Annotated in this window: 23 protein-coding genes and 1 pseudogene; 15 read left to right on the forward strand and 9 right to left on the reverse strand. The window is 72.7% G+C overall.

The window, feature by feature from the left end; genetic code table 11:
• The first annotated feature begins 229 nt into the window (after window positions 1-229).
• Window positions 230-1207 (forward strand): sigma-70 family RNA polymerase sigma factor, encoded by a 978-nt coding sequence (locus tag AC3IX6_RS22345; RefSeq protein WP_489363969.1) that lies wholly within the window; start codon window positions 230-232, stop codon window positions 1205-1207.
• A gap of 248 nt (window positions 1208-1455) precedes the next feature.
• On the opposite strand, the gene AC3IX6_RS22350 is transcribed toward AC3IX6_RS22345, so the two are convergent.
• Window positions 1456-2409 (reverse strand): helix-turn-helix transcriptional regulator, encoded by a 954-nt coding sequence (locus AC3IX6_RS22350; RefSeq protein ID WP_489363971.1) that lies wholly within the window; start codon window positions 2407-2409, stop codon window positions 1456-1458.
• A 62-nt stretch (window positions 2410-2471) separates the two neighbouring features.
• On the opposite strand from AC3IX6_RS22350, the gene AC3IX6_RS22355 reads away from it, so the two are divergent.
• Window positions 2472-4067 (forward strand): MFS transporter, encoded by a 1596-nt coding sequence (locus AC3IX6_RS22355; protein ID WP_489363973.1) that lies wholly within the window; start codon window positions 2472-2474, stop codon window positions 4065-4067.
• Between the two features lie 61 nt (window positions 4068-4128).
• Here AC3IX6_RS22355 and AC3IX6_RS22360 read toward each other — a convergent pair whose 3' ends face one another.
• Window positions 4129-4842, reverse strand: coding sequence for an alpha/beta fold hydrolase (locus AC3IX6_RS22360; RefSeq protein ID WP_489371522.1), 714 nt, complete (start codon window positions 4840-4842; stop codon window positions 4129-4131).
• Between the two features lie 148 nt (window positions 4843-4990).
• On the opposite strand from AC3IX6_RS22360, the gene AC3IX6_RS22365 reads away from it, so the two are divergent.
• The 3 genes from AC3IX6_RS22365 to AC3IX6_RS22375 are packed head-to-tail and all read left to right on the forward strand — an operon-like array spanning window position 4991 to window position 8762.
• Entirely contained in the window at window positions 4991-5752 is a 762-nt protein-coding gene (locus AC3IX6_RS22365) for a DeoR/GlpR family DNA-binding transcription regulator (protein WP_489363975.1), read from the forward strand.
• Complete coding sequence (gene pfkB / locus AC3IX6_RS22370; protein ID WP_489363977.1) at window positions 5749-6702, forward strand: 1-phosphofructokinase; 954 nt, start codon at window positions 5749-5751, stop codon at window positions 6700-6702. Before AC3IX6_RS22365 ends, pfkB begins: the two co-directional genes overlap by 4 nt.
• Complete coding sequence (locus tag AC3IX6_RS22375) at window positions 6699-8762, forward strand: PTS fructose transporter subunit IIABC (protein ID WP_489363978.1); 2064 nt, start codon at window positions 6699-6701, stop codon at window positions 8760-8762. The genes pfkB and AC3IX6_RS22375 overlap by 4 nt, the downstream gene beginning before the upstream one ends.
• 18 nt (window positions 8763-8780) lie before the next feature.
• Here AC3IX6_RS22375 and AC3IX6_RS22380 read toward each other — a convergent pair whose 3' ends face one another.
• A complete protein-coding gene (locus AC3IX6_RS22380; protein ID WP_489363980.1) occupies window positions 8781-9551 on the reverse strand; it encodes a DUF6227 family protein in 771 nt (256 codons plus the stop codon).
• A 192-nt stretch (window positions 9552-9743) separates the two neighbouring features.
• Between AC3IX6_RS22380 and AC3IX6_RS22385 the strand changes: the two genes are divergently transcribed.
• Window positions 9744-10385, forward strand: a complete 642-nt coding sequence (locus AC3IX6_RS22385; RefSeq protein ID WP_489363982.1) for a vitamin K epoxide reductase family protein — start codon at window positions 9744-9746, stop codon at window positions 10383-10385.
• Between the two features lie 136 nt (window positions 10386-10521).
• On the opposite strand, the gene AC3IX6_RS22390 is transcribed toward AC3IX6_RS22385, so the two are convergent.
• The gene (locus tag AC3IX6_RS22390) at window positions 10522-10932 is read right to left on the reverse strand and encodes a rodlin (RefSeq protein WP_489363984.1); all 411 of its coding nucleotides are present in this window, start codon (window positions 10930-10932) and stop codon (window positions 10522-10524) included.
• Between the two features lie 281 nt (window positions 10933-11213).
• Here AC3IX6_RS22390 and AC3IX6_RS22395 point away from each other — a divergent pair, with 281 nt between their 5' ends.
• Window positions 11214-11759 carry a hypothetical protein gene (locus tag AC3IX6_RS22395; protein ID WP_489363986.1) on the forward strand — a complete coding sequence of 182 codons (546 nt, stop codon included), beginning with the start codon at window positions 11214-11216 and terminating at the stop codon, window positions 11757-11759.
• Window positions 11760-11921: 162 nt separating this feature from the next.
• Entirely contained in the window at window positions 11922-12161 is a 240-nt protein-coding gene (locus AC3IX6_RS22400) for a chaplin (RefSeq protein WP_250737633.1), read from the forward strand.
• 83 nt (window positions 12162-12244) lie between these two features.
• Here the strand turns inward: AC3IX6_RS22400 and AC3IX6_RS22405 are convergent, their stop codons facing one another.
• The 5 genes from AC3IX6_RS22405 to AC3IX6_RS22425 all read right to left on the reverse strand — a co-directional run bounded on the left by AC3IX6_RS22405 (window position 12245) and on the right by AC3IX6_RS22425 (window position 15356).
• The gene (locus tag AC3IX6_RS22405) at window positions 12245-12595 is read right to left on the reverse strand and encodes a hypothetical protein (protein WP_489363987.1); all 351 of its coding nucleotides are present in this window, start codon (window positions 12593-12595) and stop codon (window positions 12245-12247) included.
• A gap of 177 nt (window positions 12596-12772) precedes the next feature.
• Window positions 12773-13972, reverse strand: a complete 1200-nt coding sequence (locus AC3IX6_RS22410; RefSeq protein ID WP_489363989.1) for a chaplin — start codon at window positions 13970-13972, stop codon at window positions 12773-12775.
• Window positions 13973-14093: 121 nt separating this feature from the next.
• On the reverse strand, window positions 14094-14327 hold the full coding sequence (locus AC3IX6_RS22415; protein ID WP_327306290.1) for a chaplin: 234 nt from the start codon (window positions 14325-14327) through the stop codon (window positions 14094-14096).
• Between the two features lie 252 nt (window positions 14328-14579).
• Window positions 14580-14990, reverse strand: a complete 411-nt coding sequence (locus tag AC3IX6_RS22420) for a rodlin (protein ID WP_383956745.1) — start codon at window positions 14988-14990, stop codon at window positions 14580-14582.
• Between the two features lie 117 nt (window positions 14991-15107).
• Window positions 15108-15356: a chaplin gene (locus tag AC3IX6_RS22425; protein WP_489363992.1), complete on the reverse strand. Its 249-nt coding sequence runs from the start codon at window positions 15354-15356 to the stop codon at window positions 15108-15110.
• Window positions 15357-15459: 103 nt separating this feature from the next.
• On the opposite strand from AC3IX6_RS22425, the gene AC3IX6_RS22430 reads away from it, so the two are divergent.
• The 7 genes and pseudogenes from AC3IX6_RS22430 to AC3IX6_RS22460 form a co-directional block, all read left to right on the forward strand.
• The gene (locus tag AC3IX6_RS22430; RefSeq protein ID WP_489363993.1) at window positions 15460-16653 is read left to right on the forward strand and encodes a DUF3344 domain-containing protein; all 1194 of its coding nucleotides are present in this window, start codon (window positions 15460-15462) and stop codon (window positions 16651-16653) included.
• A 19-nt stretch (window positions 16654-16672) separates the two neighbouring features.
• On the forward strand, window positions 16673-17887 hold the full coding sequence (locus tag AC3IX6_RS22435) for a glycosyltransferase (protein WP_489363995.1): 1215 nt from the start codon (window positions 16673-16675) through the stop codon (window positions 17885-17887).
• Window positions 17884-19488, forward strand: coding sequence for an exopolysaccharide biosynthesis polyprenyl glycosylphosphotransferase (locus AC3IX6_RS22440; protein ID WP_489363996.1), 1605 nt, complete (start codon window positions 17884-17886; stop codon window positions 19486-19488). The genes AC3IX6_RS22435 and AC3IX6_RS22440 overlap by 4 nt, the downstream gene beginning before the upstream one ends.
• A 3-nt stretch (window positions 19489-19491) precedes the next feature.
• The gene (locus AC3IX6_RS22445) at window positions 19492-21006 is read left to right on the forward strand and encodes an O-antigen ligase family protein (protein ID WP_489363997.1); all 1515 of its coding nucleotides are present in this window, start codon (window positions 19492-19494) and stop codon (window positions 21004-21006) included.
• 236 nt (window positions 21007-21242) lie between these two features.
• Complete coding sequence (gene murJ, locus AC3IX6_RS22450; protein ID WP_489371523.1) at window positions 21243-23015, forward strand: murein biosynthesis integral membrane protein MurJ; 1773 nt, start codon at window positions 21243-21245, stop codon at window positions 23013-23015.
• Complete coding sequence (locus AC3IX6_RS22455) at window positions 23005-23781, forward strand: polysaccharide deacetylase family protein (RefSeq protein ID WP_489363999.1); 777 nt, start codon at window positions 23005-23007, stop codon at window positions 23779-23781. Before murJ ends, AC3IX6_RS22455 begins: the two co-directional genes overlap by 11 nt.
• Window positions 23778-24896, forward strand: a pseudogene (locus tag AC3IX6_RS22460) (glycosyltransferase); the annotation flags it as partial. The gene AC3IX6_RS22455 and the pseudogene AC3IX6_RS22460, both read left to right, overlap by 4 nt.
• Window positions 24897-25137: the final 241 nt, after the last annotated feature.

The raw sequence follows: 25137 nt of genomic DNA on the forward strand, positions 1-25137 counted from the left end.
GGATCTTCGAGCCCGACGGCTTCCCCGATCCACTCGGATCGGGGGGTGGCGGGGCAGGATACTGCAAGATCTCGAAAAACAGGGAGCAACGTGGGAATTCTGTCCCGATTCCAGTCGTTGTTTCCTTCGGAAGCGGGCACTCGGGAGAGTGTCCGGGCAGCCGCACCAGGGCAGCCGAACCACCGCACGCACGCACCACCGCGACCGAACTCATCGCAAGGGAGCACGCATGGCAACCCGCGCCGTCGCCCGTCGTCAGTCCACGAGCAGCGCTCGCGCCGTGGGCGGGGAGATCGCAGACCGCGACCTGGTCGGCATGTACCTGGACGAGATCGCGCGCACTCCGCTGCTCGACGCGGCCAAGGAAGTCGAGCTCTCGCAGATCATCGAGGCGGGCGTCTACGCCCAGCAGATCCTCGACGGCGCGATAGAGCGCAAGGGCAAGAAGCCCTCCCAGGAGGAGCTCGAATTCCTGGCCGCCGAGGGTGAGCGTGCGAAGGAAGTCTTCATCCGCTCCAACCTCCGCCTGGTCGTCGCCGTGGCCCGCCGCTACCCGCGCAGCGGGCTGCCGCTCCTCGACCTCATCCAGGAGGGCAACGCCGGCCTGGTCCGCGCCGTGGAGAAGTTCGACTACGCCAAGGGCTTCAAGTTCTCCACGTACGCCACGTGGTGGATCCGCCAGGCGATCACCCGTTCCATCGCCGACCAGTCCCGCACCATCCGGCTGCCCGTCCACCTGGTCGAGGAGCTCGGCCGGATCCGCCGGGTCCAGCGCGAGTTCAACCGCGAGAACGGCCGGGACCCGGAACACGCGGAGATCGCCGCCGAGCTGGACACCACGGAGAAGCGCGTCGGAGACGTCCTGGACTGGGCGCGCGACCCGGTCAGCCTGAACATGGGCGTGGACGAGGACGGCGACACGCAGTTCGGTGACCTGCTCGAAGACACCTCGGCCATTTCCCCGGAGCAGTCCGTCCTCTCCCTCCTGCGCAGCGAGGAGCTGGAGGACCTGCTGGGCAAGCTGGACCAGCGAACCGCGTCGATCATCAAGATGCGTTACGGCATTGACGACGGTCGAGAGCGTACGCTGACGGAAGTGGGCAAGCAGCACGGCCTGACCCGCGAGCGGATCCGCCAGATCGAGAAGCACGCGCTCCTCGAACTGAAGCGAATGGCCCGCGACACCGGCTTCGACGCGGTGGCCTGACAGCCCCCGAGCCGCAGCCCCCCATACGAGCCCCCGGTGCCTATCCCCCCCAGGCGCCGGGGGCTCCCCTTTGCCCCACCCCAGCCCCTCCGGCAAATACTCAGCCCCTCCGGCCAAGCTTCAGCCCCTCCGGCGTTTGAGGAGCGGGGTCTGGGGCGGAGCCCCAGGGCCTTTCCGGGTCCGGGCGCAGCCCGGGGAACGGTGGAAGGGCGGGTAGGGGACAGCCCCGCAGGGCAGCCGGCCCCCGGCTACGGCCCCGCCGCCTCCACCAGCCGAGCCCCCAGCGCCCGCGCGGCCTCCACCAGAGCCTTCGGCCCGTGCACGGAAAACGGCACCCCCGCCAGCGCCAGCCGAGCCACCAGCCACTCCGGCGAGTCCGCCGATTCGAACCGCACCCGTACCCGGTCACCCTCCCCGGCCAGGGGCACCGCGAACTCCCGCGCCCACTCCGGCAGCCCCGCGGCCCCAGCGAAGGTGACATCGACCTGGTAGGTCGACTCCCTGCCACGCAGCCCCAGCCGCACGAAGTCCTCCGCGTCCATCGGCAGATCCCTCCGCACGAACCGGACCCCCGTCGCGCCGGGCTCGCTCACCCGGTCCACGCGGAAGGTCCGCCAGTCCTCGCGCTCCATGTCGTAGGCCACGAGGTACCACCGGCTCCCGGTGCTGACCAGCCGGTACGGCTCCACCAGCCGCCGCGAGGCCGCCCCGTCCCGCGCCCGGTACGCGAACCGCAGCCGCTCCGGCCCCGCCACCGCCGAGGCGATCGCCGTCAGCGTCCGCGGATCCACGCTCGCCCCGTCTCCCCGCACCACCGCGACCGTCGCCGACTGCAGCGCGCCCACCCGCCGCCGCAGCCGCCCCGGCAGGACCTGCTCCAGCTTCGCGAGGGCCCGTACGGAGGCCTCCTCCACGCCCTCGATGGCGTGCCCGGCCCCCGCCCGCAGCCCCACCGCGATCGCGACGGCCTCCTCGTCGTCCAGGACGAGCGGCGGCATCGCCGCCCCCGCCACCAGCCGGTAGCCGCCCTCCGCGCCCAGCGTGGCCTCCACCGGGTACCCCAGCTCCCGCAAGCGGTCGATGTCCCGCCGGATCGTGCGGGCACTCACTCCCAGCCGCTCGGCCAGCTCGCTGCCGGGCCACTCGCGCGGGGTCTGGAGCAGGGAGAGCAGGGAGAGGAGACGGGCCGGGGTATCGGTCATGGTTCAAAGGTGCCAGCCAAATAGGACACCAACTGACCTATATGCCGTCTAGGTTTCTCCTCATGAGCACCGAGACGACCCAGTCATCGCCCGAAGGAAAGAACGGGCCCGTACAAGAAGAGCGGACCGACCCTCCCGCAGAGACCACCTCGATCAGCAAGGCCGGCGACGCCGGCGCAACGGGCCCGACCGGCGAGACCGGTGAGCCCGCGGCCCCCGCAGACCGCCGCCGCTGGATCGCGCTCGCCATCGTGATGACCGCCGCCTTCATGGACCTGGTCGACGTCACGATCGTCAACATCGCGATACCCCGGATGCGCGAGGACCTCGGCGCCTCCACCAGTGCCATCCAGTGGATCACCGCCGGCTACGCACTCGCCTTCGCCGCCGGCCTGATCACCGGCGGCCGTCTCGGTGACATCTACGGCCGCAAGCGCCTGTTCCTCATCGGCATATCCGGCTTCACCGCGGCCTCGCTGCTCTGCGGCCTCGCCCCGAACCCCGACGTGCTCGTCGCCGCCCGCATCCTCCAGGGCGGCATGGCGGCCATGATGGTCCCGCAGGTGCTCGCGATCATCCACGTCACCTTCCCGCCGCACGAGCGCGGCAAGGTCTTCGGCCTGTTCGGCGCGATCATCGGCCTCGGTGCCGTCTCGGGCCCGATGCTCGGCGCGCTGCTCACCGAGTGGAACATCGCCGGTCTCGAATGGCGCCCGATCTTCCTGATCAACCTGCCCGTCGGCATCGCCGGCGTGATCCTGGGCCGCAAGTTCATCTCCGAGTCCAAGGCCCCCAAGGCGCTGCGCCTGGACCTGGTCGGCGTCGTGCTCGCCACCCTCGCCCTGGTCATGCTGATCTTCCCGCTCACCCACGGCCGCGAGAACGACTGGCCCGTGTGGGGCTTCGTCTGCATGATCGCCTCGCCGCTGGTCTTCGGTGCCTTCATCGCCTACGAGAAGTACAAGATCCAGAAGGACGGCTCCCCGCTCGTGGAGCTCTCCCTCTTCAAGGTCAAGAGCTTCGCGGGCGGTATCGCGGTCCAGCTGACCTTCGGCCTCGCGACCGGCATCTTCTTCCTGGTGTGGACGCTCTACATGCAGATGGGCCTCGGCTGGAGCGCCCTGAAGGCGGGCTCCACGGGCATCCCGTTCTCGATCGCCGTCTCGGCCGCCGCGGGTGTGTCCGTACAGAAGCTCGTACCGCGCTTCGGCCGCAAGGTGCTCCAGGCCGGCGCGCTGATCATGGCCGCGGGCGTGCTCCTCTACATCTGGGAGTCGGACCGCTACGGCATGACCATCACCTCCTGGCAGATGGCCGCCCCGCTGATCGTCATGGGCGTCGGCATGGGCCTGATCATCGCGCCGCTGACCGACACCGTGCTCTCCGAGGTGCCGCGCGAGCACGCCGGCTCGGCGTCCGGGCTGATCAACACCACCGGCCAGATGGGCAACGCGCTGGGCCTCGGCCTGACTTCCGTCGTCTACTTCGGGTTCATCGAGGACGACCGCGTCTTCGGTCCGCCGTACGTGGACGCGTTCCACAACGCCATGTGGTGGGTCGTGGCCGTCCTGGTCGTGATCTTCTCCGTGATGTTCATGCTGCCGCGCAAGGCCGTCCCCATGGCCGAGCGCGAGGGCGGCACGGAGTACGCGGGCTAGGGCCCGTATCGACAGTGGATCCCGCCCCATGAATGCTCTTCGTTCATGGGGCGGGGTGCTTTCACTCCACGGCGGCATCGAGGAGGATCTGCGCCAGCTCGCGCGGCCTGGAGAACATCGGCCAATGGCCGGTGTCCAACTCGACCAGCCGCCAGCGCTTGCTGCTCAGCAGCTCAGCCACGTCTTCGTCGGGCCCGGCGTCGTCAGGCTCGGCCCCTGGCATCACGCACAGGATGTAGGTCGCCGGAAGTTCACCGAGCGGCCCCGACAGCACGGCGGGCTCGGTCAGCGTGGCTCCCGGGTGGGGCGTCGAGCCGCGCACGAGGCGTGCGATCTGTTCATCGGTGAGACCCTCGCCGGCGTAATGGGCAGCCGGCGCGAGCGGCCAGAACCCTCCGCTCCCGGCGATCGATGCCTCCACTGCCGCCCCGCCGTCCGGCCAGGCGGAGACGAAGGACTTGCCGTCAGTCGGAACACTCGAGTCGACGAACACCGCGCGGGCCAGTCGGTCACCGATCCGCTCCGCGGCCTGGCCTACCGGGATGCCCGAGTAGCTGTGACCCACCAGGACCACGTCACGCAGGTCCCGGCGTTCCACCTCGGCGACGATGTCCTGGACGTGAGTCGCCTGCCCCGCCGGTACACCCTGCTTGTCGGCAAGACCGGACAGCGTCAGCGGAAAGACGCCGTGGCCGGCCGCGCGCAGATACGGCACCACCTCGTCCCACGCCCACGCCCCGAGCCGTGCACCTGCGACCAGCACGAAATTCACCATGCCCGCACCGTAGCCGGGCCGCCTGACCAGGAAACGGGCATGTCCGTTTCTGTTGGCGGACATGCCCGTTTGTTTTGTTTTCAGCCGCAAGTGGGCGTACGATCCAAGAGAACCCACAGAGTCGGGCATCGAACGGATCTGAAACCACATGTACGCACCGGAGCGCCAGCAGGAGATCCTCCGCCTCGCCCGCGAGGCGGGCCGGGTCGACGTCCTGTCCCTGGCCGACCAGTTCCAGGTCACGGCCGAGACCGTGCGCCGCGACCTCAAGGCCCTGGACCGGGCCGGGCTCGTGCGCCGGGTGCACGGCGGTGCCATACCGGCCGGCCGCCTCGACTTCGAGCCGGACCTCACCGAGCGCGAGGCCACCGCCGCCGACGAGAAGGACCGCATCGCGGCCGCCGCCCTGGCCGAACTCCCCGACGGCGGCAGCGTCGTCCTCGACGCGGGCAGCACGGTGGCCCGCCTCGCGGCCGCCATCCCGGTCGACACCGCGCTCACCGTGGTCACCCACGCCCTGCCCGTCGCCGCCCGGCTCGCCGACCACACCGGCATCGACCTCCACCTCGTCGGAGGCCGGGTCCGGCACCGCACCCGCGCCGCGGTCGACGCCTGGGCCCTGAGGGCGTACGCCGAGATCCGCGCGGACGTCCTCTTCCTCGCCACGAACGGCTTCTCGGCCGAGGGCGGCCTGACCACCCCCGATCTCGCCGAGGCCGCCGTCAAGCGGGCCGCGATCGCGGCGGCCCGCCGCGTCGTCCTCCTCGCCGACTCCGCGAAGGGCGGGCAGGAGCACTTCGCCCGCTTCGGCTCCTTCGCCGACGTCGACCTCCTCATCACGGACAAGGGGCTCAGCCCCGCCCACAAGGCGGCGATCGAGGCCGCCGGTACGGAAGTTGTGCTCGTATGATCCTCACCGTCACCCCCAACCCCTCCCTCGACCGGACCTACGAGGTCCCCTCGCTGGACCGCGGTGAGGTCCTGCGCGCCACCACCGACCGGGTCGACCCCGGGGGCAAGGGCGTCAACGTCTCCCGAGCGGTGGCCGCCGCGGGCGTCCGTACGACGGCGGTCATGCCGCTCGGCGGCGCACCGGGCACGATGATCGCCGAACTCCTCGGCGCGCAGGGCGTGGACGTCACGGCGGTCTCCATCGCCGGCCAGACCCGCTCCAACATCTCCCTCGCCGAACCGGACGGCACCCTCACCAAGATCAACGCAGCCGGACCGGCGCTGACCGCCGAGGAATCGGCGCTCCTCCTGGAAACGGTCCGCACCTGCTCGGGCGGCGCCGCCTGGATCGCCTGCTGCGGCAGCCTCCCGCGGGGCCTCGGCCCCGAGTGGTACGCCGACATCGTGACCCGGGCCCACGCCGCGGGCGCCCGCATCGCGCTGGACACCTCCGGCCCCGCGCTGCTCGCGGCGCTGCCGGCCCGCCCGGACGTCATCAAGCCGAACGCCTCGGAACTCGCGACGGCGGTGGGGCGGCCCCTGGCCACCCTCGGCGACGTGCTCAAGGCCGCGGAGGAGCTGCGCTCGCTGGGCGCGGGCGCGGTCCTGGCCTCCCTCGGCGCGGACGGCCAGCTCCTGGTCTCCGAGGAGGGCACCTACTACGGCACGGCGGCCGTCTCCTCGGTCCGCAGCAACGTCGGCGCGGGCGACGCGTCCCTCGCCGGCTTCCTGATCGCGGGGGGTACGGGGCCTGCGGCCCTGGCCTCCGCCCTGGCCCACGGCGCGGCCGCGGTCCAGCTCCCCGGCAGCGCCATGCCGGCCCCTTCCGACCTGTGCCCCGACGCGGTCCACATCACCCAGGACCTGCCCCTGGACCTCCCTCTGTCCGAAATGAGCGACGAGCGATGAGCGAGATGATCCCCCCTCAACTGGTCGACCTCGACCTGTCCGCCGAGTCCAAGGAGGGGGCGGCACGTGCCCTCGCCGAACGGATGGTGACGCTGGGCCGGGTCACCGACCTGGACGGCTTCCTGGCCGACGTGGCGGCGCGCGAGGCCCAGATGCCGACCGGCCTGGAGGGCGGCATAGGCATCCCCCACTGCCGCTCCACCCACGTCACGACCCCCACCCTGGCCTTCGGCCGCTCCCCGGCGGGCATCGACTTCGGCGCCCCGGACGGCCCGGCGGACCTGATCTTCCTGATAGCCGCCCCCGCCGGCGCCGACGACGCCCACCTCTCGATCCTCTCCACCCTGGCCCGCCGCCTGATGCGCCCCGACTTCGTGGCAGCCCTCCGCACGGCAGCGACCCCGGAGGAAGCGGCGGCCCTGATCGCGGGCGACCCCGATCCAGCCCCGCCGGCCCTCAACCCAGCCCCTCCGACGCCAAACTCAGCCCCTCCGGCGTTTGAGGTGCGGGGGGCCGGGGGCGGAGCCCCCGGTTTCGGGAAGGGGCGGGGTGGGGAAAGCCCCGCAGGGCAGCCGTTCCGGGTGGTGGCCGTCACCTCCTGCCCCACGGGCATCGCCCACACCTACATGGCGGCGGAGTCCCTCCAACAGGCCGCCGCCGAGGCGGGAATCGAGCTCACGGTGGAAACCCAGGGCTCGGCCGGCTTCACCAAGCTCACCCCCGAAACCATCGCCGCCGCCGACGCGGCCGTCTTCGCCCACGACGTCCCGGTCAGGGAAAGGGCCCGCTTCGCGGGCAAGCCCACCGTCGACGTAGGTGTCAAGGCCGGCATCAACCGCCCCGCGGAACTCCTCAAGGAGGCCCGCGACAAGGCCGCCCGGGGCGACATCTCGACCACCACCCCGACCCCGGTCGAAGAGGCCGGCCAGGAGCAGGACGGCTACGGCGCGAAGCTCCGCACCTGGCTGATGTCCGGCGTCAGTTACATGGTCCCCTTCGTGGCCGCCGGCGGCCTCCTCATCGCCCTCGCCTTCGCCATCGGCGGGTACGAGATCAACACCGCCCCCTCGGTCGCCGAGCACTTCGTCTGGACCGAAGCCGCCAGCTGGGCCGCACTGCTCTTCCAGACCGGCGGCCTCGCCTTCGGCTTCCTGGTCCCCGTCCTGGCCGGCTACATCGCCTACGGCATGGCCGACCGGCCCGGTCTCGTCCCCGGCTTCGTCGGTGGTGCGGTGGCCCTCACCATCAACGCCGGTTTCCTCGGCGGCCTGATCGCCGGCCTCATCGCGGGCGGCACCGTCCTCGCCGTCCAGCGGCTGAAGATTCCCACCGCCCTGCGCGGGATCATGCCGGTGGTGGTCCTGCCGCTCATCGGCTCGGCCGTCACCGCGTTCCTGATGTTCCTGGTCGTCGGCAAGCCCGTGGCCTCGCTCCAGCAGGCCCTCACCGACTGGCTGTCGGGCCTCTCCGGCGCCAACGCGATCATCCTCGGCGTGATCCTCGGCCTGATGATGTGCTTCGACCTCGGCGGCCCGCTCAACAAGGTGGCCTACGCCTTCGCCATCGGCGGCCTCGCCACCCCCAACGAGGGCAGCCTCAAGGTCATGGCCGCCGTGATGGCCGCCGGCATGGTGCCGCCGCTGGCGATGGCACTGGCCACCACGGTCCGCGGCCGGCTCTTCTCCAAGACCGAGCGCGAGAACGGCAAGGCCGCCTGGTTCCTCGGCGCCTCCTTCATCAGCGAGGGCGCCATCCCGTTCGCCGCGGCCGACCCGCTGCGCGTGATCCCGGCCTCGATGGTGGGCGGAGCGGTCACCGGCGCGCTCTCGATGGCCTTCGAGTGCACCCTGCGGGCCCCGCACGGCGGCATCTTCGTGATCCCGCTGATCGGCAACCCGCTGCTCTACCTGATCGCCATCACCGCCGGTACGGCCACCAGCGCCGGCCTGGTCATCCTCCTCAAGGGGATGCGCAAGCAGGAGGAAACCCCGCCGCCGCAGGCCGGGACCGCCGAAGCGGCGCCCCTGCCGGACCCGGCGAAGGTCACCGTCGCCGCCTGACCGCCATCCCCGTCCCCGTCACCTCACCCGCGCGCGGAGCTCCATGGCTCCGCGCGCGGCCGTTTCGGTCTCGTAGACCTCGCACATGTGCCGCCCGTCCGGCGTCACCGTGTGCTCGACCTCCCACAGGCTCAACTCGCTCCCGTCCAGCAGGACGAAGGAGTGCTCGTACAGGCTGAAGCCGGCGTCCCGCCCGTCCGCGAGACACTGCCGGGTGCCGAACACCTGCGTGATCTGGTGCGCGTAGGCCGACCGCAGGAGCAGGGCCACCCGCTCGCCCGGCCGGTCCGGGTTCTCCGCACGGCGCAGCACCCGGCGGGCGTGGTCCGCGGACTCCTCCACCCCGTACTCGCGGTGCCGCTGGGCCGGGGTCGGATTGGTGAACAGCGCGCTCAGCACGGCGATGTCACTGTCCGGCTCCTCCTCGACCGTCACCTCCACGAGGTCCCGCGCCACCTGCGAGGGGATCTCGCCGAAGAGCCGGGCCGCCGCGAGGCAGGTCTCCGCCTTGCCGGCGAAGACCTCGTACCGTATCGAGAGGTCGGAGTCCTGACGGTGGGCCAGCTCCCACAGGACCACGGAGTCGCCGTCGGACAGCAGGTAGGCGTGCCGGTGTATCTCCCGCCACGGTCCCGCCGCCGGACTGCGGCGGGTGGTGTGGAGCGAGGACCTGTGGGCGAGCGCGGTGCCCAGCCGCTCGATCAACTCGTCGGGCAGGTCGAAGGAGTTGAGGGCGCGGCCCAGGAGTCGCTCGAGGTGCGCCTCGGTTGTCTCGTGCGGATCGCTCAAGGTGGGTCTCCAGGCCGTCGCAGCTCGTCACTTCGCGGAAGCTCAACGTAGCCCCTGGGTCTGACATCACGTCCGGGGTTCGGTAAAACGTCCGGGAAGCGTCAGGGGTTCCAGCCACCCCTTCAGGTCAACCTCCATGTCGATGAGCATGGTTGGGCCGGATAGCGGGCACAAGGGCGGGAGCATGACCGTATGGCAACAAATACCGTGGGCGTCCCCCGCCAGCAGGGCCGGTCCCACAACCGCAAGGACGCAGAACCGATCGCAGCCCCCCGCGCGCTGGCCTGGGTACTGCTCGTCACCGGGGCCGCCGGAGTGCTGGCCGCCTGGGTCATCACCCTGGACAAGTTCCTGCTGCTGGAGAACCCGGACTTCAAGCCCGCCTGCAGTCTCAATCCGGTGGTCTCCTGCGGCAGCGTGATGAAGAGCGAGCAGGCGGCGGCCTTCGGCTTCCCGAACCCGATGCTGGGACTGGTCGCCTACGGGGCGGTCGTGTGCGTCGGCGCCGGCCTGCTGGCCGGGGCCCGCCACCGCGGCTGGTTCTGGCTCGGTCTCAACGCCGGAATGCTCTTCGGCGTCGGATTCTGCTCCTGGCTCATGGTCCAGTCGCTGTACGAGATCAACGCGCTCTGCCTGTGGTGCTGCCTGACCTGGGCGGCCACCCTGGTGATGTTCTGGGCGGTCACCGCGCACACCGTCCGGACGGGGATCCTCCCCGCGCCCGCGCCGGTGCGGAACTTCTTCGCCGACTTCGGCTGGGCCCCGCCCGTCCTGCACACCGGCGTGATCGGGATGCTGATCCTGACCCGGTGGTGGGACTTCTGGACCGGCTGAGGCCGCCGGACGACATGCGAGGGCCCCGGCAGCTGGACGCTGCCGGGGCCCTCGTCACTTCACGACTTCACACCGCTTCTTCGAACGCGTCGCTCCACGGGCGCCAGGCGCCCGGAACGGAGAACGGGAGCGGAGATCAGCTGCCCTGGGAGACGTTGCCCGAGAGGACCGGGATGTTGCTGAGGATGTGCGAGAGCGGCTCGTCGCCCTTGGCCTGGGTGGAGTTCTCGGTGCACTGCTGGTTCTGCGGGTTGGACAGGACGTTGATGTCCTGGACACCGACGTTGACCAGGGCGACCAGCGACTGGGCGTTGACCTTGGCCGGCAGGCCGATGCAGGGCTTGTTCAGGGTGCCCTGGACGACGCCGAGCTGCGGGCTCATGTCACCGTGGGTCTTCTGGTTGCCGTACGCCTGCACGGCGCCGTTCCCGTTGACGGTGTTGATCCCGTTGTCGTTGCCGATCGCCATGGCGGGGGCGGCAGCAGCAGCGCCCGCGCCGACGGCGGCGGCGGTGACCGCAGCAGCAGTCATGATCTTCTTGAGCATCTTGATCCTTTTGTCGCACGAGTGCCCGCTAGTGGAGCGCCCTGATCAACTGTGCTGCCGGAGGGTTGGTTCCGCTGCTTCACTCAAACGGCCTGTCCGCGTGCAGGTTTTCCCCGGGTGGGGTGAGCCGCCCCCGGACGCGTGCGCGAAGCCCGTACGCACCCCGCAACGGCCTAGGGGGGCCCCGCGCTCCTGTTGCGCTCCGTGGAACCCGTTCGCACGGTGGGTAAGGAAGCGGATCGCTCGGGTCCGCTTTTGAGCGACCACCAGAAGGAACACCCATGCACCGCACCAAGGCCTCCCGCATCCGCGTCCTCGTCCCGTCGGCCCTGGCGGTCGTCATACTCACCGGCGCGGCAGCTCCCGCGGGCGCGGCGGAGGGTGCCGGTGCCGCCGCGAATCGGGTGGCGGCAGCACAGGAGGAGATCAACGAGAGGGTGGCGGCGGCGGGTCCCGTCGAAGACGCCCTCGCCGCGGTCTCCAAGATCCTGGCGGACCTGACCAAGAGCCTGGGCACCCTGCTCCCGGGGATCACGATCCCCGAGATCAAACTGCCCGCGCTCCCGTCCCTGCCGCAGATCCCCGCGATCCCGGGGCTCCCCGACCTGCCGATCCCGGCGGTTCCGGAGATCCCCGACATCCCGGTCCCCGACGTCCCGATCCCTGACGTCCCGGTCCCCGATGTTCCGATCCCCGACGTACCGGCGCTCCCGGTCTCCGATCCCGCGGCCCCGCCCGCGGGGACGGCGCCCGCGGTGCCGGCGGTACCCGGGGTGCCGGCGGGCCTCGTCCCGCAGCTCCCGTCGTTCGCGGAGTTCCTTCCGTAGGACCCGGGACCGGAATCCGTACGCGGACCCGCACGCGGTTACGACTATTGGGCTGAACAGGTCTGATCGCGTGCGGAACCGTGTCGTCTGGGATGGTGGACCGTTTCGCTCGATGTGAGCCCCGGAATCGGGGCAGAACATCGAAGAGAAGGTGCACTTCCCATGAACACTGCCAAGAAGGCCGCCCTGGTCCTGGCCACCGCTGGTCTCGCTGCGGCCGGTGCCGCCGGCTCCGCAATGGCCGACTCCAAGGCCGAGGGCGCGGCCGTGGGTTCCCCCGGTGTCCTCTCGGGCAACCTGGGACAGGTCCCGGTCCACGTCCCGGTCAACGTCTGCGGCAACTCCGTGAACGTGATCGGCGCGCTGAACCCGGCGTTCGGCAACGTCTGCGTCAACGACTGACGTTCGACACACATGACTGTGGGCGCCACCGGCGAGGCCGGGGGCGCCCACAGTCGTGTCGGCGGCTGAACGGACCGGATCCGTCAGTGCTTGGAGCCGCCGCCGTTGAGCTTGACTCCGCCGAGCAGCGGGGAGGCCTGGGTGGCCCCGTTGGCGAGGTGCATCACCTCGGCCGGAGCGTCGTTCTTGACCTCGTTGACCTTCTGGACGGTGGTCACGACCTTCTGGACGCTCTCGCCCTGCTCGGCCAGTCCGTTGCCCACGGTCTGGGGCAGCGCCGCCGAGACCGGGTTCACCGAGTCGGTGACGGCCGTCAGCCCGCTCGTCAGGCTCATGGGGACGGCCGGCGCCTCGGTGGCGGCGAAGGCGGGGGAGGTGGCGCCGAGGGCGGCGACGGAGCCGACGACGACTGCGGCGACCTTCGAGAGCTTCATTATCGAAATCCTTTTCTGGGGGGTGACCCGTGGCGGCCAGTGGCGACCGTCGCGCCACTTTCGACCTGGTTAACGATTCCCCGGCGCCACGGAAACGCGGAACCGAACACGGCAACGGCCGGAGAATCCGACAAGGGATTCTCCGGCCGATATTTCTTCTGATTACCGGTATTGCCGTCAGGTGGCGTTACGGGACCTGCGGTACAGAATGGCGCCGCCCAGGATCAGGGCCGAGGCCAGGGCCGCCGCGGCGCCGGGCTGGCCGGCGCCGGTCGCGGCCAGCTCCGGCCGCGCGGGGGCCGCGGGGACCGCCGCGACGGGAACGGCCTCGGGCGCGGGCGCCGGAGCGGGCGCGGGAACCGGGGCGGGTGCCGGGGCGGGCAGCGGTGCCGGGGGGAGCGGGACGGGCAGGTCACCGGCGGGGGCCGCCGGCGGCTGGTCGGCCGGGGGCACTACCGGCGCCGGGTGCTCCACGACCTGGCTGCCGTGCGGGGGCATCGGCGCGGGAGCTTCCTGCACGACGGGCGCCGGAGCGGGGAGCGTGTGCGGAGCCTCCTCCACTACGGGAGCGGGCGCGGGCGCCGGCGCCGGAAGGGGCTGCGGGGCTTCCTCGACCGGTGCCGGTGCCGGTGCCGGTGCCGGTGCCGGAACCGGCACGGGCTCGGGCTGCGGTGCGGGTGCCTGCTCTACGGGCGCAGGGGCGGGCGCGGGCGCCGGCGCGGGAGCCGGGTGCTCCGCCTCGGGCGCGGGCAGCGGCTTCGGCGCGGGGGGCGCGTGCTGCGGGGCCGGGGGGTGCTCGGCCTGCTGCTCCGGCGGGTGCTGCGGCCGCGGTTCGGGCTTCTCCGGGGCGGGGTGGTCGTCGCACTCCTCCTCGGCGGAGTCTCCGTATCCGCCCTGCGGTCCGGGTCCGTCGTCGCCGTGGCCGCCCTGCTGCCCGGGTCCGTCGTCGCCGTAGCCGCCCTGCTGCTCGGGTCCGCGGTCACCGTAGCCGCCCTGCTCGTGCCGGTCCTCGCGGTCGTCGCGCCGGTCGTCCCGGTCGTGCTGGTCGACGTAGCGACGGACCTGCTCGGCCTGCTGCGGGCTGAGGTAGCGCTCGTAGTCGTGTCCGGCGTCGGAGCCGGTCGTGGTGGCGCAGTTGTTGCCCATGGCGGGGTTGAGGCCCGCTCCGGCGTCCACGGTGTTGCCGCACACGTTCGGCGCGAAGGTGATCGGTACCGAGACGCTGTTGCCGGCCAGCACGCCCGGTGAATGGGAGGCCTCGGCCATCGCCCCGGGCTGCGCGTAGGCCGCGCCGGTCGCGATCGACAGCAGGCTGGACGCGGCGGCCGCGGTGAGCACCCCCTTGCCCAGTACCTGTCGGCTCAGTACCTGTCGCATGGGTCCTTCCCTGTCTACCGGCCCTGCGGCCGGTGCTGAATCGAAGGTGGCCTCGGAGTGCACCGCCGTGCACTCCGAGGCCACCCCGAGGAGGTCTGCCCTTGCGGGCACAGGCGCTTCGTCAGGCGTTGACGCAGGTGTTGCCGAACGCGGGGTTCAGCAGCGCGATCACGTTGACGGTGTTGCCGCAGACGTTGACCGGGACGTGGACCGGGACCTGGAGCACGTTGCCGGAGAGGACGCCCGGGGAGCCGACGGCCTTGCCGTCCGCCGCCGAGTCGGCCATGGCGGGGGAGGCGGCACCGGCGGCCATGAGAATGCCGGCGGCCAGCACCACTGCCTTCTTGTACGTCATTTGTTTTCGTTTCCTTCCCGCAGAGGTCTATCCGCTGCAGAAATAACAACGAGTGGGTCCGGGAAAAGAAACCGGGGATTTTCGCGCGCCTCCGGCCAATTCACTCAGATGCTCGGGCGTCCTGAATTGTGGCCGGATTGTTCCGGTCGCTTCGGTGTCCCTATTCGGTCTCCCGACATGCGGCGGGGCCGCCGCGACCCGAAGGTGCGACGGCCCCACTGGCGCGGTGCTGTGTCAGCTGGCGCGGCGCTGTCAGCTGCCGGCGGAGCCGTTGCCGGACAGGACCGGGATGTTGCTGAGGATGTGCGAGAGAGCCTCGTCGCCCTTGGCCTGGGTGGAGTTCTCGGTGCACTGCTGGTTCTGCGGGCTGGACAGGACCGGGATGTCCTGGACGCCGACGTTGACCAGAGCCAGGACGGACTGGACGTTGGCCTTGGCGGGCAGGGCGATGCAGGGCTTGTTGAACGAGCCCTGGATGAGCGCCATCTGCGGGCTCATGTTGCCGTAGGTGGCCTGGTTGCCGTAGATCTGCGAGGCCCCGTTGCCGTTCACGGTGTTGATGCCGTGGTCGTTGCCGATGGCCATGGCCTGCGGGGCCATGGCGGCACCCAGACCGACGAACGAGGCGGCAACCGCTGCGCCGGCCGCAAACTTCTTGATCATGATGGTCCCTTTTTTGCAGGATTGCCCGGTACTCAAGCACTCGGATCAACGGCGCAACCGCGGTTCGGGTTGCGTGTCTTCACTCGGATGCCGAAGTTTCGAGCGGCACGGTTGACGTCAGGCGTTGACGCAGGTGTTGCCGAACGCGGGGTTCAGCAGGGCGATCACGTTCACGGTGTTGCCGCACACGTTCACCGGGACGTGGACCGGGACCTGGAGCAGGTTGCCGCTCAGGACGCCGGGGGACTCGCCGGTGAAGCCGTTCGCCGTCGCGCCGCCGTGCGCGGAGGCGAGGCCCGCGCCGCCCATCAGCAGCGCGGTGCTCGCGACCGCCAGGGTGGTGCCGCGCACCAGCCTCTTCTTCATCTCCGTTTTTCCTTTCGGTTCGAACAATGGTGCAACCCCATAACGACTCGCCCGTCTCCAGGGTGCGTGTTATCGCCCAAAAGGCCGTACGAGCGAGTCCGGCGTGATTTCCCTCCTGATTTCTGACAAAGTTCACTCCTGTTTTGTCCCCTTGATCGAAAATGGAGACAGGGTCATGGGTTCCTCCCGCAGAATCCTCGGCACGCTCGGTCTGCTGTCCTGCCTCACGCTTTCGGTGAACGCGCCCCTGGCGAGTGCGACCGAGGGGGCCGCCGCCCCGCCGGGTGCGCGGAGTCCGCTGGTCAAGGAGGCGCCCCGGGTGCCCTTCACCCAGCGTTACCAGGCCGTGCAGCACGGCGGCCTGGTCCGGGCCTCGAACTCGTCCATCGGCTGCCGCAAGGAGGAGGCCGAGCAGGCCGAGCCGTGTGCCGCGGTCAACAAGGGCGCGGCCGGGACCAACGGCGACTACGAGATGTTCTACGACGAGGTCGACAAGGACCCGGACACCTACAACTCCACCCGGGCCGAGCTCAAGGTCCCGGCGGGCGCGAAGGTCTCGTACGCCCGGCTGTACTGGGGCGGGAACCTGCGGGTCGGCGAGCAGAAGCCGCCGGAGGACAACGGCCGGGTGCTCGTCGCCGAGCCGGGCGGCGCGTACAAGGAAGTGCTGGCCGACACGGTGATCGGGCACCGCAGCGACGCGGCCGGCGATGCCTACCAGGCCTCCGCCGACGTGACCCCGCTGGTCCGCAAGGGCGGCGCCGGGATGTGGACGGTGGCCCAGCTGAACATCGCCATGGGGCACTCGGACATGGGCGCCTGGGGCGGCTGGACGCTGGTGGTCTCCTACGAGCACCCGCAGGAGCCGGTGCGCAGGGTCTCGATCTGGGACGGCTTCGAAGGGCTGGCGGCGGGGGCCGGCGACGGGACGGTGGACCTCACCGGTCTGGACGCGGCGCCCGGCGCGCGCGGGCGGGTCGGGGTGGTCGCGTACGACGGGGACCGCGGGACGCTCGGGGATTCACTCACGGTGACCGCCGACAGCGGGCGCCGGATCAGCCTCAGCGATGGAGAAAATCCTTTTAATGATGTTATGAATTCCACGATCACGGAATTCGGAGATCACTCGTTCGTGCGACAGCCCGAACATATGAATAACCTCGGATATGACGCGGACGTGTTCGATCTGAGCCCCGCCCTGTCCGGTGGAGCCCGCAGCCTGACCTTCGGGTTCACGGGCGAAAAGCAGGGTCATTTCCTCGGTGTGCTCTTCGTTCAGACAGACGCGCGCCGCTGAACGCAGGAGACCACTCCACGTGCCGACGCAGCCTTCCTCACCCTCTCCTTCCCCCTCCTCCCCCTCCTCCCGGCCTCCGGCCGTCCTCCACCTCGTCCAGCCGGTCGAGGGCGGGGTCGCCCGCGTCGTCGTCGACCTCGTACGCGCCCAGTCCGCGGCCGGTCTGCGGACCTACGTCGGCTGCCCGCGCGGCGGACAGCTCGCGGACGCCGCCCGCGAGGCCGGTGCCGAGGTGCTCACCTGGCGTGCCGGCCGGGCCCCCGGGCCCGGCCTGGCCGCCGAAGTGCTCGGCGCGCGCCGCCTGATCGGGCGCGTCCGGCCCGACCTCCTGCACGCCCACAGCGCCAAGGCCGGACTCGCCGGGCGGCTCGCCGTCCGCGGGGCCGTCCCGACCGTCTTCCAGCCGCACGCCTGGTCCTTCGACGCCGTGGGCGGGGCCACCGCCGCGCTCGCGCTGCGCTGGGAGCGCTTCGGAGCCCGTTGGGCCGACCGGGTGCTCTGCGTCAGCGAGGCCGAACGCCGCACCGGCGAGTCCGAGGGGATCGCCGCCCGCTGGTCGGTGATCCGCAACGGCGTCGACCTCGGCCACTTCCGCCCCGGCGGCCCGGACCCCGTCCAGGACAAGGCCCGGGCCCGCGCCGAACTTCCGTTGCCCGCCGCCTTCCAGGGCGACGGGCCGCTCGCCGTCTGCGTCGGCCGGCTCTGCCAGCAGAAGGGGCAGGACGTCCTGCTGCGTGCCTGGCCGGAGCTGCTCGGAGCCGTTCCCGGAGCCCGTCTCGTGCTCGTCGGGGACGGCCCCGACATGGAACGGCTGCGCCGCGGGGCCCCGGCCTCGGTCCACTTCGCGGGGTCCGCCTTCGACATCCGGCCGTGGCTTCGGGCCGCCGATCTCGTTGTACTGCCGTCGCGGTGGGAAGGCATGGCGCTCGCCCCGCTCGAAGCCATGGCCTGTGGCCGCCCGGTCCTGGTCTCCGACGTCAGCGGTGCCAGGGAGAGCCTCCCGCCCGGCCAGGGACGGCTGTGCCTGGTGGAACCGGAGGACCCGACGGCGCTGGCCAAGGCCCTGGGCGGGTTGCTCGCCGAGCCGCGGCTGCTCGCCGCACTCGGGGAGCAGGCGGAGCGGCACGCGCGGATGGAATTCGACGTGCGGCGCACCACGGACGCGGTCACCGGTCTGTATCACGAACTGCTGGGCAGGCCCCGGCCCTTGAACCAGGAGCGCATCAGCCGATGACGATGGACAGCGCACCCGCCCGGCACACCGGGCAGGACGGCACGGGGCCCGCCGGCGGCATCACCGGCATCACCGGCATCACAGGTACGACCACGACCGCGAGCACCGCCGGCGGTGTCGGCGCGATCGGCACGGCCACCAGTGGCGCGTCCGGCACCGGCGTCACCGCCGTGCGCCGTTCCGTCACCGCCATCCACCCCCCGCGCGGGCCCAAAGCCGACCGCGCTCGGGCCGCCGTACGGCCCGAGCGGGTGCGCCGCCGGGACGGGATCGCCCCGCTGCTGGCCGCCGACGGGTTCGCCGCCGCGGCGGCGGTGGCGGCGCTGCCCGGAGCGGAGCTGCCCCTCGGGGCGGCCGCCCCCCTCGCCCTGGCCCTGGTCGCGCTGCACGCGCAGGCCGGGCTGTACCGGCCGCGGCTCGCCCCCTCCGCGCTCCTCGACCTGCCCGCGCTCGCCGGGCGGGCCGCCGCGCTGTGGTGCGGGGCCGCCGCCGTGCTGGCCGCCACCGCCCCGGGTGACGCCCTGGGCTGGAGCGCCCTGCTCGGCGCCGTCTGCGTGCAGGTCGTCCTGGCCTGCGCGGGGCGGGGCTTCGTCAACCAGCTCCGCCGCCGCACCCGCGCCCGCCGCCCCGCCTCCGCCCTGGTCGTCGGGCCCGGCGCCGGGGCGAGCGCGGTGGCCGCCGCCCTGCACGGGCGCCCCGAGTACGGACTGCGCCCCGTCGGGCTCGCGGACACCGGGCCCGACGGGGAGGCGGCCGCGGGAGTGCCCGTACTCGCGACCCACGAGGACATCCGGCGGGCCGTCATCCAGAACTCCGTCCGGCACGCCGTCTTCACCCGCCCGCCCGAGGCCGACGAACGCACCGCCTCCCTGGTCCGGCTCTTCCACGACCACGGGTGCCGGCTCTGGCTCGCCGACCCGGCGGGCACCGCCAAGGTCACCGGGATGCGCGTCGCGCAGCCCGCCGACCAGCTGTGGGGGTACGCCGTCCAGCCGCTGCTGCCGCGTCCGGCCCGGCCGGTGGAGCGGTGGGCGAAGCGGGTCATCGACTCCTCGCTCGCCGCGATCGCCCTGCTGGCCGCCGCGCCCGTGATGGGCGTCTGCGCGCTCGCCGTACGGATCTCCGACGGGCCCGGCGTGATCTTCCGGCAGGAGCGGGTCGGCCTGTACGGACGCCCCTTCACCCTGCTGAAGTTCCGCACCCTGCGCGCCGACGCGCACGAGTCCGCCACCCGCTGGACGGTGGCCGGCGACTGCCGGATGAGCCCGATCGGCTCCTTCCTGCGCAAGTCCTCGCTGGACGAGCTGCCGCAGCTGTGGAACGTGGTCCGGGGTGACATGAGCCTGGTGGGTCCGCGCCCCGAACGGCCTTTCTTCGTCGCCAAGTTCAGCAGCGTGCACCCCGGGTACGAGGCCCGGCACCGGATGCCCGTCGGCATCACCGGCCTCGCCCAGATCAACGGGCTGCGCGGGGACACCTCCATCGAGGACCGGGCCCGCTTCGACAACCACTACATCGACACCTGGTCGCTGTGGCAGGACCTGTGGATCCTGGCCCGCACCGCGGCCTCCTTCTTCCGCTTCCGGCTGGGGGGCAGCTAAAGCATGAGCCTTGCCGCACCGACGTCACCGACGTCGTGGTCCTGCCCGGACCCCGCCGACCTGCTGCGCCGGCACTGGCCGCTGCTGCCGCTCGCCGCGACCGTACTGGCCCTGCTGATCCCCGTCCCGGCCGGTGACGCGACCGCCTCGGGGAAGGTCGGTCCGGCCGACGCCGCCTCACTGCTGCTCGTGTTCGTCTGCGGGATCCAGGCCCTGCGGGGCCGGGTCCGGCCGCTGAGCCCGCTGGGGGTGCTCGTCCTCGGCCTGCCGGCCCTCGGGCTCGCCGTCTCGACGGTGACCGCGGGTGACCCGTACGCGGCCCTGCCCGGGTTCGTGCGCTACCTCCAGGTGTTCGTGCTGGTCCCGGCGGCGATCGTGCTGCTGGTGCGGGACGCCTCGGAGTTCCGGCTGGCCGCGGGGTGCTTCGTGGTGCTGGCGCTGGTCCAGGGAGCCGTGGGCGTGGTGCAGTTCGCCACCCACACCGGGGCCTCGTACCAGGGCGAGGACATCCGCGCCGTGGGCACCTTCGGACCCGGGGACGTCATGGGCATGGCCACGGTCGTGGCCTACGGCCTGGTCGTCGCGACGGCCGGCGCGCTCGCGCCGGGGCTGCCGGCGCGGATCCGGCGGGCCTCGGGCGCCGCGGCGCTGGTCCTGGTGCTCCCGCTGGTGCTGTCCTTCAGCCGCGGCGCGTGGATCGCGACCTTCGCCGCGGCCGGGCTGGTGATGGCCCTGGCCGGGATCCGTCGGGCCCTGAAGGTGCTCCTCGCGCTGGCCGCCACCGGGGTGGTGCTCGTCGGCGGCTTCGGCGTCGGCTCCGCGATGGTCGCGGAGCGGCTGACCTCGATCACGCAGGTCTCCGACGCCCCCGACCAGTCGGTGACCGACCGCTACACGATGTGGGCCGCGGCCGGGTCGATGTGGCGCGAGCGGCCCGCGGTGGGGGTCGGGCTCAAGGGCTTCCCGGCCAACCGGGACGCGCACTCCGGACTGGCCCTGTCCTCCGGCAGCGACACCGCGGGCGCCGGCCAGGGGTACATCCGCCAGCCGCTGCTGTCCCCGCACAACATGTACCTGCTGGTGCTGAGCGAGCAGGGGCTGATCGGCCTCATCGCCCTGGCGGGCGGCTGGCTGGCCCTGCTGGTGGCGGGCCTGCGGCGGAGTCTGGCCGGGCCCTCGGCGCTGCGGGACTGCGGTCTGGTCGCGATCGGCCTGCTCGTGTGGCAGCTCACCGACTTCCTCTACGCGGACATCGGGGGCCCGTCGACCGTCCTGACCGGAGTGATCATCGGCCTGGCGGCCTGGTGGGCCCTGCCCTCCGGGGGCGGGACGGGTGCCTCCGGCGGTCGTACGGGTGAGCGGAGCCGGGTCGTTCCGGCCCCCGCCCCGGCCCCCGGTCGTGCTCCCGGCCCGGTCGGCGGGGCTGCGGCCTCCGGCGGCCGGGCCGCCGCGGGGTCCGGCCGTGGGCCGGGTGCGCCTGCCCGGGCCGCGGCCCCCGACGGTGCGGCCGGCCGGTGACGGATACGACGCCCTGGCGGCGGCCCGCAGCCGCGGCGACCGAGGTCGCCGCGGCTGCGGGCCGTCCGCCGCACCCGCCCGTTCCGCCCCTGGCCCCCGGCTCCACCGGTGCGCCGTCCACGGGCCCGGCCGAGGCCGCGGGCCGGGTGGCCGCGTCGGGCGGCACGCTGTCCGCCGGGCGCGGAGCCGCGCATGTGGGCGTTCCCGTCCCCACCGGCGAAGCCGGAGCGGGCCGCGTGGTGGCCACCGGCCGGCCCGGGCCGGGCCTCGACCGGGGCGCGGCCGCGCCCGGTCTGGTGCCCGCGGGGCCCGGGGCCGTCGGGTCCGGGGCCTTCGGGAGCGGGCGCCGGGGCACCGACGGGAAGGCCCCGGGCGACGGGGGCCGGTCGGGGAGCGGCGGGGCGCTCGCCAAGGCGGCCGCCGTGACCGCCGGGCTGACCGCCGCCGGGGCGGTGTTCGGGCTGATCCGCGACCAGACCATCGCGCACCTCTTCGGAGCCGGGCACGACAGCGACGCCTTCCTCATCGCCTGGACCGTCCCCGAGATGGCCTCGACGCTGCTCATCGAGGACGCCATGGCCCTGCTGATGGTGCCCGCCTTCAGCCACGCCCTGGCCCGCCGGGCCGCCAGCAGGGCCGGGCTCACCCGCCAGGAGGCCCGCGCGCAGGATCCCGTACGGCTGCTCGTGGGCGCCACGCTGCCCCGGCTGCTCGTGCTCCTGGCAGCCGTGGCCTCCGTGCTCATCATCGCCGCGCCGCTCGTCGTGGGCGTGCTCGCGCCGGGGCTGCCCGACCCCGGGCTCGCCGTCGAATGCACCCGGATGACCGCCCTGACCGTGCTGTCCTTCGGGGTCGCCGGCTACTTCAGCGCAGCCCTCAGGGCGCACCGCTCCTTCCTGCCGCCCGCCGCCATCTACGTGTCGTACAACGTCGGCATCATCGGGACCATGGTCGCCCTGCACGCCCTGTGGGGGGTGCGCGCCGCCGCCGCCGGGGTCGCCGTCGGCGGAGTCCTGATGGCCCTGGTCCAACTGCCCGCCTTCATCCGGAACGTGGGCTTCGGACCGTCCCGCGCCAAGGGCGCCCCGCGCAGCCAGCGCGACCGCGACCGGCCGACGCTGATCGCCTTCGGCGTGATCGCCCCGGTGATCTTCTTCGCCGTCTTCCGGCAGTCCCAGGTCCTCGTCGAGCGGTTCCTCGCCGCCTCGCTGCCGTCCGGCGCCATCTCGCACCTCAACTACGCCCAAAAAGTCGCGCAGATGCCGATGGTGCTCTCCCTCATGATCTGCACCGTCACCTTCCCCGTCGTCGCCCAGGCCATGGCCGGCGGGGAGCGGGACAAGGCCCGTCGGCGGGTCGAGCGGGACCTCGCGCTCGCCTCGCTCGCCGTCCTCATGGGCACCGCGCTCGTCATCGGGTACGCCCCCCAGATCATCCAAGTCCTCTTCGAACGCGGGGCGTTCACCCACGTCGACACCGAGGCCACCGCCTCCGTCATGCGGGTCTACGGCCTCGGCCTGCTCGGCCACTGCCTCGTCGGGGCGCTCTCACGGCCCTTCTTCTCCACCGCCCGGCCCATCTGGTTCCCGGCCCTCGCCATGGGCGCCGGACTCCTCGTCAACATCGTGGCCGGAGCCTTCGCCGTCGGCTGGTGGGGCACCTACGGGATCGCCGCGGCCAACGCCGCCGGCATCTCCACCACCGCCGCACTGCTGCTCACCGGCCTCGGCTCGCGGATCATCGCCATCCAGGTCCGCCGGGTCGCCGTCAGCATCGGCCGGCTCTCCGTCGCGGCCCTCGCCGCCTGCGCCACCGGCTGGATCGCCGGGCCGATGATCCCCGACCCGCTGGTCAGCGCCGCCCTCGGCTGCCTGCTGGTCCCGGCCATGTTCGGCGCCACCGGCATGGCCATACGGGCCCTGGAGGTCACCGCCCTGCCGGGCCAGCTCGCCCAGCTCACCGCTCACCTCACCTCCCAGATCACCCAGAGGTTCCGCAATGTCCGCTGACACCGAAACGGCGCGCCCCGCCACGGCGGCCCCCGCCCGCCGCACCGGCTCGCCGTGGGTCCTGATGTACCACTCCGTCGCCGAGTTCACCGATCCCGCCGAGGACCCGTACGGCATCACCGTCACCCCGGACGCGCTGGAGGCCCAGCTGCTGTGGCTGCGCTCCCGGGGACTGCGCGGGGTCTCCGTCGGCGAACTGCTGCGCGCCCGCGCCGCCGGGCGCGGCGCCGGGCTGGTCGGGCTGACCTTCGACGACGGCTACACCGACTTCCTGACCCGCGCACTGCCGCTGCTGCGCCGCTACGACTGCACCGCCACCCTGTTCGTGCTGCCCGGGCGGCTCGGCGTGGACAACGTCTGGGACCCGCTCGGCCCCCGCAAGCCCCTCCTGACCGCCGAGGGCATCCGCGAAGTCGCCGCCGCCGGACAGGAGATCGGCTCGCACGGGCTGCTCCACCAGGACCTCACCGCGGCCCCCGACGACGTACTGGCGCAGGAACTGCGCGGCAGCCGCGAGCTGATCCGGGAGCTGACCGGGACGCTGCCCGCCGGATTCTGCTACCCGTACGGGCACCTCGACGCCCGGGTCGTCGCCGCGACCCGGGCCGCCGGCTACGGGTACGCCTGCGCCATCGACCCCGGCCGGCTCGCCGGACCCCACGCGATGCCCCGTACGCACATCAGCCAGGCCGACGGCGGCCCGCGGCTGCGGATCAAGCAGGTGCGCCACCAGGCGCGCGCGCTGCGCCGGGCGGTGCACCTGTGAGCCCCGGGAAGGTGCTGCACGTCATCACGGGACTCGGCGTCGGCGGCGCCGAGCAGCAACTGCGGCTGCTGCTGCGGCACATGCCGATGCGCTGCGACGTCCTGACGCTGACCAACCCGGGCCCGGTCGCGGAAGGCCTGCGCGCGGACGGGGTCCGCGTCGTCCACCTCGGGATGCGCGGCAACCGCGACCTGGGAGCGGTCCCGAAGCTGGCCAAGTTCATCCGGCGGGGCCGCTACGACCTGGTCCACACCCACCTCTACCGGGCCTGCGTGTACGGGCGCCTCGCGGCCCGGCTCGCGGGCGTGCGGGTGAGCGTGGCGACCGAACACTCCCTGGGCGCGGCCGAGATCGAGGGCCGGCCGCTCTCGGGCGGGGTACGCGCCCTGTACCTGGCGAGCGAACGGCTGGGAGCCGCGACCGTGGCCGTATCGGACACGGTGGCGGCCCGCCTGGAGGCCTGGGGGGTGCCGGCCGGCCGGGTGCACGTGGTGCCGAACGGGATCGAAGCCGTGCGGTTCCGCTTCGAGGAGGGCGTACGGCGGGCCACCCGGACCCGGACCGGACTGCCCGAGCGGGCCTTCGTGGTCGGCGGCGTCGGCCGGCTGGTGCCGGGCAAGCGGTTCGACGTCCTGGTGCGGGCGGTGGCGGCGCTGCCCGGCGCGCACCTGCTGCTCGCCGGCGACGGGCCGGAGCGGGCGGCGCTGCGCAGGCTCGCCGCCGAGCTGGGGGCACAGAGCCGGATCCACCTGCTGGGGGAGCGGGACCCGCTGGGCGACAGCACGGACGGGCGGACCCCGGGGATCCCGGCGCTGCTCGCGGCGATGGACGTGTTCGTGTCCCCGTCGCGGGAGGAGGCCTTCGGGCTGGCGGTGATCGAGGCGCTGGCGGCGGGCCTGCCGGTGCTGCACGTCACCTGCCCGGCGATCGACGACCTGCCCGCGGCGCAGGCGCCGGGGGCGCGGCGGATCGGCACCGGCACGGAGGAGCTCGTCGCGGCGCTGCGGGGGCACATGGAGGCCGGCGCGCAGCGGCTGCCGCCGCCGGGGGTGGTGCGGCGCTACGACATCGCCCGGAGCGCGGCGCAGCTGCTGCACGTGTACGACCACGCGATGGCCGCTCCCGCGGCCGGGTCCCGGGGGGCGGTGACGCTGCCCCGTCCCGGCCGGGGCCCCCGGGGCACTGACCCGGCGGGTCCGGACCGTGCCGCGCCGTTGCCGGGGGCCGGCCCCCGGACCCCTGCTCCTCAAACGCCGGAGGGGCTGAATTCGACGCTGACGGGGCTGGATGTGGCCCCGGCACGTTCGGACCGTGCGGCGCCGTTGCCGGTGACCAGTCCCCGGACCCCTGCTCCTC

Source organism: Streptomyces sp. GL_141, assembly GCF_057834385.1.

Bases quoted from the DNA above. Each gene is read 5' to 3' on its own strand.
- AC3IX6_RS22345 (WP_489363969.1), top strand. From the start codon at position 230: ATGGCAACCCGCGCCGTCGCCCGTCGTCAGTCCACGAGCAGCGCTCGC.
- AC3IX6_RS22350 (WP_489363971.1), bottom strand. From the start codon at position 2,409: ATGACCGATACCCCGGCCCGTCTCCTCTCCCTGCTCTCCCTGCTCCAG.
- AC3IX6_RS22355 (WP_489363973.1), top strand. From the start codon at position 2,472: ATGAGCACCGAGACGACCCAGTCATCGCCCGAAGGAAAGAACGGGCCC.
- AC3IX6_RS22360 (WP_489371522.1), bottom strand. From the start codon at position 4,842: ATGGTGAATTTCGTGCTGGTCGCAGGTGCACGGCTCGGGGCGTGGGCG.
- AC3IX6_RS22365 (WP_489363975.1), top strand. From the start codon at position 4,991: ATGTACGCACCGGAGCGCCAGCAGGAGATCCTCCGCCTCGCCCGCGAG.
- pfkB (WP_489363977.1), top strand. From the start codon at position 5,749: ATGATCCTCACCGTCACCCCCAACCCCTCCCTCGACCGGACCTACGAG.
- AC3IX6_RS22375 (WP_489363978.1), top strand. From the start codon at position 6,699: ATGAGCGAGATGATCCCCCCTCAACTGGTCGACCTCGACCTGTCCGCC.
- AC3IX6_RS22385 (WP_489363982.1), top strand. From the start codon at position 9,744: ATGGCAACAAATACCGTGGGCGTCCCCCGCCAGCAGGGCCGGTCCCAC.
- AC3IX6_RS22390 (WP_489363984.1), bottom strand. From the start codon at position 10,932: ATGCTCAAGAAGATCATGACTGCTGCTGCGGTCACCGCCGCCGCCGTC.
- AC3IX6_RS22395 (WP_489363986.1), top strand. From the start codon at position 11,214: ATGCACCGCACCAAGGCCTCCCGCATCCGCGTCCTCGTCCCGTCGGCC.
- AC3IX6_RS22400 (WP_250737633.1), top strand. From the start codon at position 11,922: ATGAACACTGCCAAGAAGGCCGCCCTGGTCCTGGCCACCGCTGGTCTC.
- AC3IX6_RS22405 (WP_489363987.1), bottom strand. From the start codon at position 12,595: ATGAAGCTCTCGAAGGTCGCCGCAGTCGTCGTCGGCTCCGTCGCCGCC.
- AC3IX6_RS22410 (WP_489363989.1), bottom strand. From the start codon at position 13,972: ATGCGACAGGTACTGAGCCGACAGGTACTGGGCAAGGGGGTGCTCACC.
- AC3IX6_RS22415 (WP_327306290.1), bottom strand. From the start codon at position 14,327: ATGACGTACAAGAAGGCAGTGGTGCTGGCCGCCGGCATTCTCATGGCC.
- AC3IX6_RS22420 (WP_383956745.1), bottom strand. From the start codon at position 14,990: ATGATCAAGAAGTTTGCGGCCGGCGCAGCGGTTGCCGCCTCGTTCGTC.
- AC3IX6_RS22425 (WP_489363992.1), bottom strand. From the start codon at position 15,356: ATGAAGAAGAGGCTGGTGCGCGGCACCACCCTGGCGGTCGCGAGCACC.
- AC3IX6_RS22440 (WP_489363996.1), top strand. From the start codon at position 17,884: ATGACGATGGACAGCGCACCCGCCCGGCACACCGGGCAGGACGGCACG.
- AC3IX6_RS22445 (WP_489363997.1), top strand. From the start codon at position 19,492: ATGAGCCTTGCCGCACCGACGTCACCGACGTCGTGGTCCTGCCCGGAC.
- AC3IX6_RS22455 (WP_489363999.1), top strand. From the start codon at position 23,005: ATGTCCGCTGACACCGAAACGGCGCGCCCCGCCACGGCGGCCCCCGCC.